This window comes from Nocardioides sp. (assembly GCF_047606145.1).
In the GTDB taxonomy this organism is placed as follows: domain Bacteria; phylum Actinomycetota; class Actinomycetes; order Propionibacteriales; family Nocardioidaceae; genus Nocardioides.
The window spans coordinates 104,163-117,255 of the sequence record NZ_JASGET010000154.1; the positions used below are offsets into that span (position 1 = coordinate 104,163).

At 72.5% G+C, this 13,093-nt stretch carries 10 protein-coding genes and 1 tRNA gene; 4 read left to right on the forward strand and 7 right to left on the reverse strand.

The genetic code is table 11. The features are described 5' to 3' along the window. Positions 1-65 precede the first annotated feature (65 nt). From QM638_RS21425 to QM638_RS21440, 4 genes are all read left to right on the forward strand, one after another. Positions 66-1,463 (forward strand): MmgE/PrpD family protein, encoded by a 1,398-nt coding sequence (locus QM638_RS21425; protein WP_415145421.1) that lies wholly within the window; start codon positions 66-68, stop codon positions 1,461-1,463. Positions 1,464-1,474: 11 nt separating this feature from the next. Then, a tRNA-Sec gene (locus tag QM638_RS21430) sits at positions 1,475-1,570 on the forward strand. 49 nt (positions 1,571-1,619) lie between these two features. Further along, the gene (selB, locus tag QM638_RS21435) at positions 1,620-3,434 is read left to right on the forward strand and encodes a selenocysteine-specific translation elongation factor (RefSeq protein WP_415145423.1); all 1,815 of its coding nucleotides are present in this window, start codon (positions 1,620-1,622) and stop codon (positions 3,432-3,434) included. 98 nt (positions 3,435-3,532) lie between these two features. After that, complete coding sequence (locus QM638_RS21440) at positions 3,533-4,564, forward strand: hypothetical protein (protein WP_415145425.1); 1,032 nt, start codon at positions 3,533-3,535, stop codon at positions 4,562-4,564. A 66-nt stretch (positions 4,565-4,630) separates the two neighbouring features. Here QM638_RS21440 and QM638_RS21445 read toward each other — a convergent pair whose 3' ends face one another. The 7 genes from QM638_RS21445 to selD all read right to left on the reverse strand — a co-directional run bounded on the left by QM638_RS21445 (position 4,631) and on the right by selD (position 12,938). After that, complete coding sequence (locus tag QM638_RS21445; protein ID WP_415145442.1) at positions 4,631-6,403, reverse strand: ABC transporter permease; 1,773 nt, start codon at positions 6,401-6,403, stop codon at positions 4,631-4,633. Between the two features lie 58 nt (positions 6,404-6,461). Further along, positions 6,462-7,532 carry an extracellular solute-binding protein gene (locus tag QM638_RS21450; RefSeq protein ID WP_415145427.1) on the reverse strand — a complete coding sequence of 357 codons (1,071 nt, stop codon included), beginning with the start codon at positions 7,530-7,532 and terminating at the stop codon, positions 6,462-6,464. Between the two features lie 164 nt (positions 7,533-7,696). Beyond that, positions 7,697-8,566: a 3-hydroxyacyl-CoA dehydrogenase family protein gene (locus tag QM638_RS21455; protein ID WP_415145429.1), complete on the reverse strand. Its 870-nt coding sequence runs from the start codon at positions 8,564-8,566 to the stop codon at positions 7,697-7,699. 90 nt (positions 8,567-8,656) lie between these two features. Then, entirely contained in the window at positions 8,657-9,859 is a 1,203-nt protein-coding gene (locus QM638_RS21460; protein ID WP_415145431.1) for a hypothetical protein, read from the reverse strand. After that, entirely contained in the window at positions 9,837-10,703 is an 867-nt protein-coding gene (locus tag QM638_RS21465) for a phosphate/phosphite/phosphonate ABC transporter substrate-binding protein (RefSeq protein ID WP_415145432.1), read from the reverse strand. The genes QM638_RS21460 and QM638_RS21465 overlap by 23 nt, the downstream gene beginning before the upstream one ends. Beyond that, the gene (locus QM638_RS21470; RefSeq protein ID WP_415145434.1) at positions 10,700-11,857 is read right to left on the reverse strand and encodes an acyl-CoA dehydrogenase family protein; all 1,158 of its coding nucleotides are present in this window, start codon (positions 11,855-11,857) and stop codon (positions 10,700-10,702) included. Before QM638_RS21470 ends, QM638_RS21465 begins: the two co-directional genes overlap by 4 nt. A 73-nt stretch (positions 11,858-11,930) precedes the next feature. Continuing rightward, positions 11,931-12,938 (reverse strand): selenide, water dikinase SelD, encoded by a 1,008-nt coding sequence (gene selD, locus QM638_RS21475; RefSeq protein WP_415145436.1) that lies wholly within the window; start codon positions 12,936-12,938, stop codon positions 11,931-11,933. Between the last annotated feature and the right edge of the window lie 155 nt (positions 12,939-13,093).

A 13,093-nucleotide genomic window follows, 5' to 3' on the forward strand; every position in this document is an offset into this window, starting at 1 on the left:
AGTGTCAATGATCTTCGATTGATCATCAATCTTGCCCTACAATCTTTCCGATCGAAGGGAGCACGATGGGAACGACCGAGGAGCGCCTGGCCGAGTTCGTCGCCGAGACGCCGGTGGACCGGATCCCGGCCGCGGCCCTCGACGGGGCCCGCCGCTCGGTGCTGGACGTGGTCGGCTGCATCCTGGCGGCGCTGCCCGATCCCGACATCGCCCCGGTGCTCCGGCTCGCCCCGCCGCTGAGCGCCGACCCGGACCGGCCGGCCGGCACCGTGCTCGGCGTCGGCCTGCGCACCGACCCGGCCTCGGCCGCGCTCGCCAACGGCACGCTGGCGCACTGGCTGGACTACGACGACGGGCGCACCGCCTGCGGACACGCGGCCAGCGTGCTGCTGCCCGCCGCGCTCGCCGCCGCCGAGATCGGCGGCGCCGGCGGCCCCGAGCTGTTGGCCGGCTACGCCCTCGGACTGGAGGCGACCACCCATCTCTCCGACGCCTGCCACTACGAGGAGAAGACCGCCGGCTTCCACCGGACCTCGTTGTTCGGCACCCTGGGCGCGACCGCCGCCGCGGCCCGGATCCTCGGCCTGGACGCCGTACGGACCCGGATGGCGCTGGCCATCGCCGCCTCGACCGGGGCGGGGCTGTGCCGCAACTTCGGCACCGCGACCAAGCCGCTGCACGCCGGTCTCGGCGCCCGCAACGCCATCACCGCCGCCCTGCTGGCCGCCGACGGATGGACCGGCAGCCCCGAGATCCTCGGCGGACCGAACGGCTGGAGCTCGTACGTCGGCCATCTCGACCTGCCCGCGATCGCCGACGGCCTCGACGCCCTTCGGCGGCCCGGCGCCACCTGGCGGACGGTCGCCCGGCCACCGATGATCAAGGCGGTGCCCTGCTGCGGCGCCAGCCACGGGCCGCTGGAGTCGCTGCTCGGGCTGATCGCGGAGCACGGCTTCAGCCACCGCGACGTGACCGAGGTCGAGGTCGGCGTGCCGTATGACTCGATGGTGCTGATGTACGACGACCCCGAGTGCGGCTTCCAGGGCAAGTTCAGCCTCCGGTACACGATCGCCACCGCGCTGATCGACGGCCGGATCGAGGTCGACAGCTTCACCGACGAGCGGTTGCACCGGCCGGAGTACGCCGAGACGAGCGCCAAGGTGCGGCTCCGGGTGACCTCGAAGTGGGACACCTCGGTGGGCACCGGCGGCAACGACCATGCCCGGTTCAAGCCCGGCGACGCGCTGCCGGTCGTCGTCCGGCTGCGAGACGGGCGGCGGCTGACCAGGGCGACGCCGCGGGTCTCCGGGCTCGGCGAGGAGACCGAGCTGTTGGCGAAGTTCCGCGCGAACGCCGCCCGCAGCCTGCCCGCCGAGTCGGTGGCGGCGGCCGCCTCGGCCTGGGCGCGACTGCCCGAGCTGCCGGACGTGCGGCTCGCGATCGACCGGACCTGTCTCATCTAGGATGAGGCGATGGAGGCGTCAGTGCTCCTGGTGGACACCGCGGTCTTCAAAACCGTTGTGACCCGGTATCCGGGTCAGGCAGGTTCGATTCCTGTCCGCCTCCGCCATACCTCGTGCGCGGCCGCCGGCCGGGCCCACATACCGGAGAGGTGAGCCGTGTACGTCGTCGCCACCGCCGGCCACGTCGATCACGGGAAGTCGACGCTGCTGCGCGCGCTCACCGGGATGGAGCCGGACCGCTGGGCCGAGGAGCGGCGGCGCGGCATGACGCTCGACCTCGGCTTCGTGTGGACCAGCCTCGCGGACGGCGCCGAGCTCGCCTTCGTCGACGTGCCCGGACACGAGCGGTTCGTCTCCACCATGCTGGCCGGCGTCGGCTCGGTGCCGGCCGCGCTGGTGGTGGTCGCCGCCGACGGTGGGTGGCAGGCGCAGACCTCCGAGCACGTGGAGATCCTCGACGCGTTCGGCGTCGAGCATGCGGTGCTCGCCGTCACCCGGGCCGACCTGGCCGACCCCGGACCCGCCCTGGAGTACGCCGGGCAGCGACTCGCCCGGACCAGCATGGGCCGGCACGGCCCGGTCGAGGCGGTGGCGGTCAGCGCCGTCACCGGCGTCGGCCTCGACCGGCTGCGCGGTGCCCTCGACCGGATGGCGCACCGCCTGCCGGAGCCGAGCCGCCGAGGCCGGGTGCGGTTCTTCGTCGACCGGGCCTTCACCGTCAAGGGCTCCGGGACGGTGGTCACCGGCACGCTCGGGAGCGGCCGGTTCGCGGCCGGCGACCAGCTCGAGATCCACCCGGGCGGGGCGCGCACCCGGGTGCGTGGGGTGCAGACCCTCGACCGGCCGGTCGAGGAGGTCGAGGCGGTGGCCCGAGTGGCGCTGAACCTGCGCGGGGTCGCCGTCGACGAGGTCGGCCGCGGCAGCGTGCTGCTCACGCCGGATGCCTGGGCGCAGACCGGCCTGTTCGACGTACGGCTCGACGCGCTCGACCCGGCCGATCTCCCCGGCGACCTGGTGCTCCATCTGGGAGCGGCGGCGATCCCGGTACGGATCCGGCCGCTCGGCGAGGACACCGGCCGGGTGCGTGCGGCCTACCCGCTCCCGCTGCAACCCGGAGACCGTGCGGTGCTGCGCGACCCGTCGCGTCGGTTGGTCACCGGCCTGCTGGTGCTCGACGTCGATCCGCCCGCCTTCGACCGCCGGGGCGCGGCCCGGCAGCGGGCCGACGACCTCAGCGAGGCGACCGGACGCCCCGACGTCGCCGCCGAGGTCGCCCGCCGTGGTGCGGTCACCCGGGCCCGGCTGGCAGCGCTCGGCGTACTGCCGCTGGAGGCCGCCCTGCCGCCCTCGGTGCTGGAGCTGGCCGAGTACGCCGTCGACCCGGACTCCTGGCAGCGCTGGGGCGAACAGCTCCGTGTCGCCGTCGACGCCCATCAGCGCAGCGCTCCGTTGGCGAACGGGATCAGCGCCGAGGCCGCCCGGCAGGCCCTGCATCTGCCCGACGCGCGGCTGCTGGAGGCACTGGTGCGCGACCAGGGTGGCCGGCTGACCTCGGCGCACGGCCGGATCTCCCGGCCGGGCGCCGGGCCGGTCTTCTCCGCCGCGGTGCAGCAGCAGCTGGACGCCGTCCTCGCCCGGCTGGAGGCGGATCCGTTCGACGCCCCCGAGGCGCAGGAGCTGGCCGGGCGCGGACTGGACGGCAAGGTGCTCGGCGCCGCGGCCCGCAAGGGGCTGGTGCTCCGGCTCAAGGGCGACATCCTCGTCCACCCGAGCGCGCCCGAGCGCGCCCGGGACCTGCTGGCCACGCTGGAGCAGCCGTTCACCATGTCGGCGGCCCGGCAGGCGCTCGGCACCACCAGGCGGATCTCGATGCCGCTGCTGGAGCATCTGGACGCCATCGGCCTGACCGATCGACTCGACGCCAACCTGCGCCGGGTGCGCGCCGAGCCACCCCCGGACCGGTCGCACTAGCCCGATCGGACTATTGCCTCGGAGCGGAGGCCGGCGGAGAGTGAGGGACTCGGATCGTTGCGGCCGTCGCCGGCCCGCCTTCAACGAGCGGTGATGCCATGCGGGACCACCTCGACCTCTCGGACGCGGAGGTCCGGCGCGCTGCCGTGCCCGACAACGACCGTACGGCGGACCAGGACGCTCGTCACCCGGTCGCCGCACCGGCGTCCCCACCAGTGGCCCGCCGGTGGCGGCCCGTCGCGGCAGCGTCCGCCGCCGTGGTCGTGATCGCCGTCGGGGTCACGCTCGCGACCGCTCTCGGCCACGGCCACCGTCCCACCGCGGACCGCAGCACCGTGCCGTGGAAGCCGCTGGCGGCGGCAACCGCCACAAGCGGGGGACTGGACACGGACACCGGCACCTGTGACCCGGCGGTCCTCACCGTCACCGCCGTCGCGCCCGAGGTGGTGATGGGCTCCTTCCGCACCAGACTGACCGTTCACAACACCGGCGCCGCGTGCCGCATCCCCGACGACGAGGTCGGTCTGCTGACCGACGACAGCGGTCAGCAGCTCACGCTGGCCACGGTGACCCCGGCCACCACGAACAGCTCGCCGAGGATCCCGGCCTCGGGCACCGGCGACTACTACGTCACCTTCGACGACTCGTGCACCGACGCCGCGCGCGACCAGCAGGACACCGACCCGCTCGTCCTCGACGTCTCCGGCACCCGACTCCGTGCGGACGGCGCCTCGATCGCCCCCGCACTCGCGACCTGTGACAGCGTTGCGCTCACGCCACCGCCGGACCACACCGACGAGAACGACTTCCCGGGCTTGAGCGTGCACGTCGATCTGCCGGATTCCACCACCGGCACCACCCTCGACTACAGCGTCACCCTGACCAACACCGGCACCAAGCCCTGGGGCTTCCGCGTCTGCCCGACGTACCGACAGGTCGCGTCCGTCGCCGGCCAGGGCCGAACCGAGGAGACCTACACGCTCAACTGCGCGGACCACCGCACCCTCGACCCGGGCGCCAGCATCGACTACGCCATGGAGCTGACGATGCCCGCGGCCACCGGCACCGTTCAGGTGCGCTGGTCGCTGGTCGACGGCCCGAGCTCGACCGGCTCGCTGCCCCGGCGGTGAGGTCACGCCCCTGCGCCGGCGGCGAGGGCGCCCGGCTCGAACTTCCGGCGGCTCGAGACTGCCGTCTCAGCCTCGAGCCGCCGAAACCCTGCGGTTGCCCACCTTGATCATGACCAGCACCAGGATCGAGGAGATCAGCCAGACCATGATGGCCAGCGCGGTCATCGCCGGGAAGTTCCCCTGGTTCCACAGGTCGAGCAGGACGGCCCCGACGACCGGGTTGGAGGTCCCCGACAACAGCGCGGAGGCGGTCACCTCGCCCAGGACGTGGATGAAGACCAGGATCCACCCGGCCGTCAGACCCGGCAGCACCAGCGGCAACAGGATGGTGCGCATGGTGCGGCGCTCGGTGGCACCGAAGATCCGAGACGCCTCGCCGAGCTCGCGGCCTATGGTGCTCACCGCGGATCCGGCCGCGCTGGCGGCGTACGGGATCTGCATCATCACGTGCGCCAGCACCAGGATCGCCAGGGTGCCGTAGAGCCGCAGCGGCGGCTGGCTGAAGGCGAGGATGAAGCTCACCCCGATCAGGCTGTGCGGGATGGTGGCCGGCAGCGAGGTGACCAGGTCGACGGTGCGCCGCATCCGGCCAGGACGAGGCGAGCGGGTGCTCCTCTTCCTCGGCCCCAGCCGGCGCGTCGGCTCACGCCGCTGGTGGGCGTAGAGCATCAGGAACGCGGCGATGAGCATCGTCACCGTGGCGCCCACCGCGCCGAGGAGCAGGCTGTTCTTCAGCGCACGGAAGGTGAGCGGGTTGTCGGTGAGGACCTCGGTGTAGTTGTGCAGGCTCAGCTTGGACCACTCGATCGTGGGCGACCAGAACGGCTCGAGCGAGACCATCAGCAACCCGAGGACCGGCAGCACCACCGCGACCAGGACGTAGCACCACACCAGCCCCTTGGTCAGGTAGCGCGCCTTGCCCAGGGACATCGTGGATGCCCGGACGCCGCGTCCACCGATGGTGGCCTGCCGGCCCTGCTTGATCACCGTGCGCTCCAGCAGGCGGAGCCCGATCACCACCACCAGCATGCCGGCCGCGAGGATCAGCGCGGCGCCCTGCTTCGGCGGATAGTCGGTGAGGTATCGCCAGATCTCCACCGACAGCACGTCGATCCGGGCCCCGGTGCCGATGATGACCGGGACCGAGAAGAGGCTGATCCCGTTGATCACGCCGAGGATCCAGGCCGAGGCGAGCGAGGGCGCCACCGCGGGCAGCGTGACCTTGACGGCGGTGGCGAACGGCCCGGCACCGCTGATCCGGGAGGCCTCCTCGATGGCGGGGTCCAGGTTGCGCAGCGCGGCCGAGACGATCAGGTAGACGATCGGCACCAGGTGCAGTGCGGTGACCGCGATCAGGCCGTACATCGTGTAGATGTCGATCGGCCCGGTGGTCGGGTGGACACCGAACCGGCCGAGGATCGAGCGGAGCACCACGTTGGCCATCCCGACCCGCGGGTCGCACAGCACCACCCAGCCGAGCACCCCGGTGATGGAGGGCAGCATCAGCGGCGCGACCGGCATGAAGTCACCCAGTCCCTTGAGGCCGCCGTCCGTGCGCTCGTTGATCCAGGCCAGCGTCGCGCCGCCGATCAGGCCGAGCAGGCTCCCGAGCCCGACCACCCGGACGGTGTTCCACAGCACGCGCCAGATCGAGGAGTTCAGGCCGCTGAGGTCGCCGGTGCCGCTCTCGTCGCCGACGACCCCGATGACGGTGCGCAGCAGCGGATAGGCGACCAGGAAGACGATGCCGAGCAGCAGCACCGCCGCCAGCACGCCCATCCCCGACCAGCGGCCCGGCCGCAGCAGACCGGAGCGGATCCGGCTCGCGCGGACGCTCATGGTGGTCACCGTGTCTCCCCTTGCCTCTCCCCTGGTCAGTCCCGTCTCACCTCCGCGGTCACATGCCGAGCAGCTTGATCAGCTCATCGTGCTGCTTCTGGGCCTTGGCGAAGTCGGGTCGCACGTAGTTCGTCGGAAGCGCCGGGGTCCCGGAGACGCCCTTCGGCGAGGAGGCGACGACGTTGAGGATCTTCTGGCCCTCGTCGGTGAGCAGGTAGTTCAAGAACAGCTTGGCGGCGGCCGGGTGCGGCGCGTCGGCGGACATGAAGGCGGGCGACTCGGCACCGGTGACCGGGCCGGAGTCCGGGATGATCGCCTTGACCGGCGCACCGTCGTCGGAGAGCTCCTTGGCGTTGGTCAGCGAGCACGGGAAGTAGACGCCTGCCGCGCCCGAGGCGAGCTGCTGTACGGCGGAGGGCCCGCTGTCGGAGAGGATCAGCTTCTGCGTCGAGACCTTCTCCAGGAAGTCGTCGCCGTACTTCTCTCGCAGCACGACCCAGGCCGGGAAGGCGACCAGGCCGACGTTGCTGAGGTCCACGGTGACGAACTTGCCGGAGATGGAGGAGTCGGTGAGGAACGACCACTCATTGGGGGTGTCGGTGACGATCGAGGTGTTGATCGCCATCGAGTACGGGTTGATGGTGACGATCGCGTAGTAGTCGGTGGCGTAGTCCGAGGGCCAGTCACCGTACGCCGGCAGCTCGCTGGTCGGGAACGTCGCCACCCAGCCCTTCTTCGCCCAGTCGTCGGCCAGGGTCGGGTCACCGGTGAGCACCGCGTCCGCCTGGACGTTCTTGGCCTGCGCCTCGGCGACGTAGCGCTGGCTGAGGTCGCTGGAGTTCAGCCGCTGGTAGGAGAAGCCGAAGCCGTAGCGCTTCTTCATGCCGTCGGAGAGGTTCTTGATCAGCGCCTCGTCGCTGGAGGTGTAGAGGGTGAGCTTGCCGCCCTCCTTCTTCGCCGCCTGGTACAGCGTCTTCTCGTCGGCGCCGAAGGCAGCCGTGTCGACGGTGGTGCTGGAGCCGCCACCGCAGCCGGCGAGCAGCGGGGCGGCGCCGACCGCCGCCAGGCCGCCCAGCCCGAGCCGCAGTGCGGCCCGGCGGGAGTAGCTGTGAGTGTGGTCGAAGGTCACGGGGCTCGCCTCTCTCCGAAGGTGCGCCACGCGTATCATCGTTCATCTATATTGCTGCACAATCTTACGTGGCGCTCGTCACGCTAGCCGTCCGCGAGGAACCGTGTCAACAAGTTGTTCACCAATTTTGTGCGGCTAAATCTCGTTCGGCGACGGGCCCAGGCTCAGCCCCAGTCGTAGAAGCCGCGGCCCGACTTCTGCCCGAGCTCGCCGCGCGCCACCATCTCCTCCATCAGCGTCGGCGGTGCGAACCGCGGCCCGAGCTCGGACTCCAGGTAGCGGGCGATGCCCAGCCGAACGTCGAGGCCGACCAGGTCGGTCAGTCGGAGCGGCCCCATCGGGAAGCCATAGCCGAGCGTCATCGCGGCATCGATGTCCGCGGCCGAGGCGACGCCCTCCTCGAGCATCCGGATGGCCTCCAGCCCGATCGCCACACCGAGCCGGCTGGAGGCGAACCCGGGCGAGTTGCGCACCACCACCGGCGTCTTGCCCCAGTGACGCACCCAGCCTTCGGCCCGGCCGCGCAGCGTCGGCGTGGTGTGCGCGCCGAGCACCACCTCCACCAGCTTGCTGGCCGGGACGGGGTTGAAGAAGTGCAGGCCGCAGAACCGCTCCGGGTGGTCGATCGCCTCGGCCAGCTCGTCGAGGGAGATGCTGCTGGTGTTGCTCGCGATCACCGCCTCCGACCCGACCGCCGCCGCGATCCGGTGCAGCGTGTCGCGCTTGAGCGCGAGGTCCTCCGGGACCGCCTCGACGACCAGCTCGGCGTCCGCCAGGTCTGCGGCGTCGGTGGTGACCCGGAGCCGGGCGAGGACGGGCGCCGCCTCGGCCAGGACGCCCCGCCGCACGCTCGCCTCGACCGAGTTCGCCACCCGCGCCCGGGCCGCGCCACAGGCCTCGGCGTCCCGCTCGACGAGCGTCACCTCGGCGCCGGCGAGCAGGAGCGCGTGCACGATCCCCGCGCCCATCCGGCCGCCACCGACCACTCCGCAGCGGCTCGGGGTCTCGACGGTCTGGCTCGCTGTCTGGCTCATGAGGCTCCTTCTCGGGAATGGGACGGCGGGGCGGTCGGCCGCCACCGCTGCGGCGAACTGGTCACTCGGGACACGGGGACACTCGGGACGTCACATGAAGTTACGAGTGTGCAGCGCCGACAGCTCGGCGGCCTCGTCGTCCGGGAAGCCGATCGTGGCCAGCCGGCGCCGACGGCCGGCATCCATCCGCTCCTGCAGTCGCTGGACGGCGTCCCAGCCCCGCCGGATCGAGGCGGCGTCCCAGCCGCCGGCGGCGAGCAGCACCAGGCCGTCGTAGACCCGCTGGTTGAGGCCGGCGGTGTCGCGCAGCGCGTCGTGCCGGCGCTCCACGGCGCCCCGCAGCCGCCCGAGGAACGCGGGGTCGCTGGTCACGATGTGGGTGGTGTGGGAGACACCGAAGGCCACGTGCCGGGCCTCGTCCCGGCCGGCGAGCTGGGTCACGGTGGCGGTGATCGGGTCCGGGGCATGCTCGTTGAGGAAGGAGAGCAGGTCGACGAAGGTGCCCTCGCCGAGCACCGAGAGCAGGAACGAGGCGAGGGTGAAGTCGGGCTCGTCGAGCAGGGTCTGCAGCGAGGCCCGGCCCTCCACCGTCGAGAGGCCCATCTCGCCGCCGTACAGCAGCGCGCGCTTGGTGAAGATCTCCACATGGCGCGCCTCGTCGGCGACCTGGGAGGCGAGCAGCTGCATCACCTCGCGGTAGTGCGGATGCAGGTTGGCGAGCATCCGGGCGGGGATCATCAGCGCGGCGTGCTCGTTCTCCACCAGATAGGTCATGATCTGGACGACCGCGTTCTCGATCTCCTCCGGCAGCCGGTCATGCGGCCCGGCCCAGTCGACGATCGTCTCGGGATCCCACTGGCTCGCGTTGGCGCGGGCGAAGAGCCGGGGCGCGACGTCGGCCCAGACCTGATCCCGGTCGACCCAGGCGACGTCCAGCCGGGGGCCGCCCGCCTCGACCAGGGCACCGCGGGCGGCCAGCCCCCAGCTCGGGTCGGCGGTCCCGCTGGGGCTGCCGGGCAGACCGGCCCGTACGGCGCCGACCCAGCGGTCCTCGGCGGCCGAGCCCTTGCGAATCGTGATCCGGGGGCCGAGCACGGAGCCCGCCGGGGCCTCGGGGAACTCGACCCGATGCCCCTTGGCCCGACTCCAGGCCGCCACCTGCAGCGCCAGCTGCGGCTCGGTGCCGAAGACCGTCAGCCGCTCGCCGACCTCGACACCGGCGAGACCACGCTCGAGCAGCAGATGCCCACCGGTGTCCAGGCCGAGGCTCTCAAGGTCGATAGTCGCCGACACCGAGGTTGCCCTCCTGGTCGTAGAACCCGGTCTCGTCGACCGCCCGCTCCAGGGCGTCGTACCCGCCGGACCGTCCGGGCAGCCACTGGGTCAGACCCTCGAGATCGAGCAGCGGGCGGGCCACCGGGTCGGCGTACGACATCTCCAGCAGCAGGCGCACCGCCTCGTCGGTCGCCTCCGCGACCGGGCCGGTCACGCTGGGCCCGGTGGCCAGCATGCAGTGGTCGAACGGCGCGGTCTGGCCGACCACCCGCACCGACCCGGAGGTCAGGGTGCCCTCCTGGCCGAAGAGCAACAGGTTCGAGTCGGTCATGCAGGCGGCATCGACCTCGCCGGCACGCAGCGCCCTGGCCGCATCCCGCTCGCCGCCGATGTGGTCGCCGTGCAGGCCGACGCCGACGTCGTGCCGCTGGATCTCCACCGACTCCCCCGGCACCAGCCCGGCGGCGCGCAGCAGCGAGAGCGGCAGCAGGGTCGCCTGCGGCGAGTCGATCGCGCCGACGGCGACCCGGGCGCCGCGCAGGTCGGCGAGACTCTTGAGCTCGGAGTCGGCCCGGACCACCACCGCGCTGGTCAGGTCGCGGTCGGTGTCCCGCATGGCGACGCCCGCGACCCGCACCCCCGCCGCGCGGGCCAGCCGCAGGGTGCGCACCCAGGCCAACGGGGAGTGCCAGGCCAGGTCGATCCGGCCGGCGAGCAGGTCATCGGCCTGGCGCTCGTAGTTGGAGTAGAGCACGTAGTCGAGATCGACGCCGCGCTCGCGGAACCAGGCCCGGAAGCCATCCCAGATGGTGACGACCTTGGGGTCGTAGGCGACGGCGCCGAGCAGGACCTGGGCGCTCACGCGGCACCCCGGGTCGCGGCGGCCGGCCCGGTGGGTGCGTCCAGCAGCGGCTGGCCGGTCATCGCCCGGCCGATGAAGTCGAGCAGCGCGTCGGTGGTCGGCGCCATCACCCGCGCCGCCCGGGAGTCCCGGAAGCGGCGCTCGACGGCCAGCTCCTTGCGGAACGCCGCGCCGCCGCAGGCGGCCATCGCGGTGTCGGCCACGAACGCCGCCGTCTCGTCGGCGGCGGCCTTGGTCTCCAACACCAGCAGCTGCGCCTCCGGTCGACCCTCCTCCACGGCCGTCAGCGCGCCGTCGATGAGCCCTTGGGTGCGATCGCTCTCGATCTGCATCCGGGCGAGCCTGGTCCGGGCCGGCAGCTGCTGGGCCAGGCTCTGCCCGAGGTGGCCGAGCGAGGTGGTGGTCAGGTGCTGGGCGGTCGCGGTGGTGACCGCACGGGCCAGGCCGAGACTGGCCGAGGCGTTGAGCACCAGGAAGACCGGCAGCACCGCCGCCAGGGCGATGTCGAGGCCCGCGCCGTCGGCGCCGAGCATATCCGCCACCGCCACCCGCACGTCGTCGGCCCGCAGTGGCACCGAGCCGTTGCCGCGCAGCCCGAGGCCGTCGAAGCCGCCCGGCGAGGTGAGCCCCTCGGCGCCGCGTCGTACGTACCACAGCGTCATCGGCCCGTCGCCGGCCAGCGGGGTCGAGGACCAGACGTAGCTGGTGGCCTCCAGGCCGGAGGTGACCCAGCTCTTGGAGGCCGCCAGGAGCACCTCGTCACCGATGCCGGTCGCGGTGCTCAGGGGCGCCCAGAAGTGGCTGCGCGAGCCGGTCTCGGAGAAGGCGAGGGTGGTCAGATGGCGGCCCTCGGCGATCTCGCGGAGCGCGTCCTCGCGGTCGGTGGCGACCAGCGCCGCCGTCCCGGCGTAGTGCATGCAGACCACCATCGCGGTCGAGCCGCAGGCGGTCGAGATCCGGCCGACGACGTCGGCGGCCTCGCGTAGGCCGAGGCCGGCGCCGCCGTAGGTGGCCGGGACGGTGAGGGCGAGGACGCCGGCCGCGGCGAGCGCGTCGACCGCCTCTCGGGGAAAGCGGGCCTCGCCGTCGATCGCGGCGGCGTTCGGGGCGATGACCTCGTCGATGATCCGGTCGAGCTGTGCTGCGTAGTCCATGACAGTCCTCTGGGTGGTGGTTGAGTCCGGCCGCACGGGCCGGGATCGGGGTGAGCCGATGCGGTTGCGGCCGCTAACCGACGACCATCGGTGCCTCCTCTCGTACGACGACCTCGCCGATGACCGGGTAGCCGGGCACCTCGCCGGCCACCAGCAGGCCGCCGGAGGTCTGGGCGTCGGCGAGCAAGAGCCGATCGGTCTCTCCCACGGAGTCGGCGACGCGGGTGTACGGCGCCACCCAGTCGAGGTTGCGGCGGGTGCCACCGCTGACGAAGCCGGCCTCGGCCGCCTCACGGGCGCCCTCGACATAGGGCACCGCGGTGGGGTCGATCCGGAGCGTGACCTCGCTGGCGCGGGCCATCTTGTAGCCGTGCCCGAGGAGCCCGAACCCGGTCACGTCGGTGACCGCTTCGGCACCGGCGGCGGCAGCGGCTCGGGCGGCATCGGCGTTGAGCGTGGTCATGACCTCGATCGCCTGGCCGAAGACCTCGCCGGTCTGCTTGTGCCGGTTGTTGAGCATCCCGACGCCGATCGGCTTGGTCAGCGTCAGCGGCGTCCCCGGTCGCGCCGCCTCCAGCCGGAAGAGCCGCTCCGGGTCACCGGTGCCGGTGACGGCGAGGCCGTACTTCGGTTCCGGGTCGTCGATGCTGTGGCCTCCGGCCAGGTGGCAGCCGGCCGAGCGGGTGACGTCGAGGCCGCCACGGAGCACCTCGCGAGCGAGGTCGAGCGGCAGCACGTCGCGCGGCCAGCCGAGCAGGTTGATCGCCACCACCGGGGTCCCGCCCATCGCATAGATGTCGGAGAGGGCGTTGGTGGCCGCGATCCGGCCCCAGTCGTAGGGATCGTCGACCACGGGGGTGAAGAAGTCGGAGGTGAGGATGACCGCCACGTCGCCCTGGATGCGGACCGCCGCCGCGTCGTCGCCGTGGTCGAGGCCGACCAGCAGCTCCGGGACGTCGGAGCCGAGGTCGGGGGCGATCAGCCCGGCCACCATCTCCTCGAGCTGGTCGGGCGGGATCTTGCAGGCGCAGCCACCGCCGTGGGCGGTCTCGGTGAGGCGGATCGGCCGACCGCCCGGCATCATGCGATCCCGGCGGTTTGTGTGTGGTCGGTGTGGTCGGTGTGGTCGAGGTCGGTCAGGTAGCGTTCGGCGTCCAGGGCGGCCTGGCAACCGGTCCCGGCCGCGGTGATGGCCTGTCGATAGGTGTGGTCGACCAGATCCCCCGCAGCAAAGAC

Excerpts from the sequence above, each read along its gene's own strand:
- QM638_RS21425 (WP_415145421.1), top strand. The coding sequence starts at position 66 with ATGGGAACGACCGAGGAGCGCCTGGCCGAGTTCGTCGCCGAGACGCCG.
- QM638_RS21440 (WP_415145425.1), top strand. The coding sequence starts at position 3,533 with ATGCGGGACCACCTCGACCTCTCGGACGCGGAGGTCCGGCGCGCTGCC.
- QM638_RS21445 (WP_415145442.1), bottom strand. The coding sequence starts at position 6,403 with ATGAGCGTCCGCGCGAGCCGGATCCGCTCCGGTCTGCTGCGGCCGGGC.
- QM638_RS21455 (WP_415145429.1), bottom strand. The coding sequence starts at position 8,566 with ATGAGCCAGACAGCGAGCCAGACCGTCGAGACCCCGAGCCGCTGCGGA.
- QM638_RS21470 (WP_415145434.1), bottom strand. The coding sequence starts at position 11,857 with ATGGACTACGCAGCACAGCTCGACCGGATCATCGACGAGGTCATCGCC.
- selD (WP_415145436.1), bottom strand. The coding sequence starts at position 12,938 with ATGCCGGGCGGTCGGCCGATCCGCCTCACCGAGACCGCCCACGGCGGT.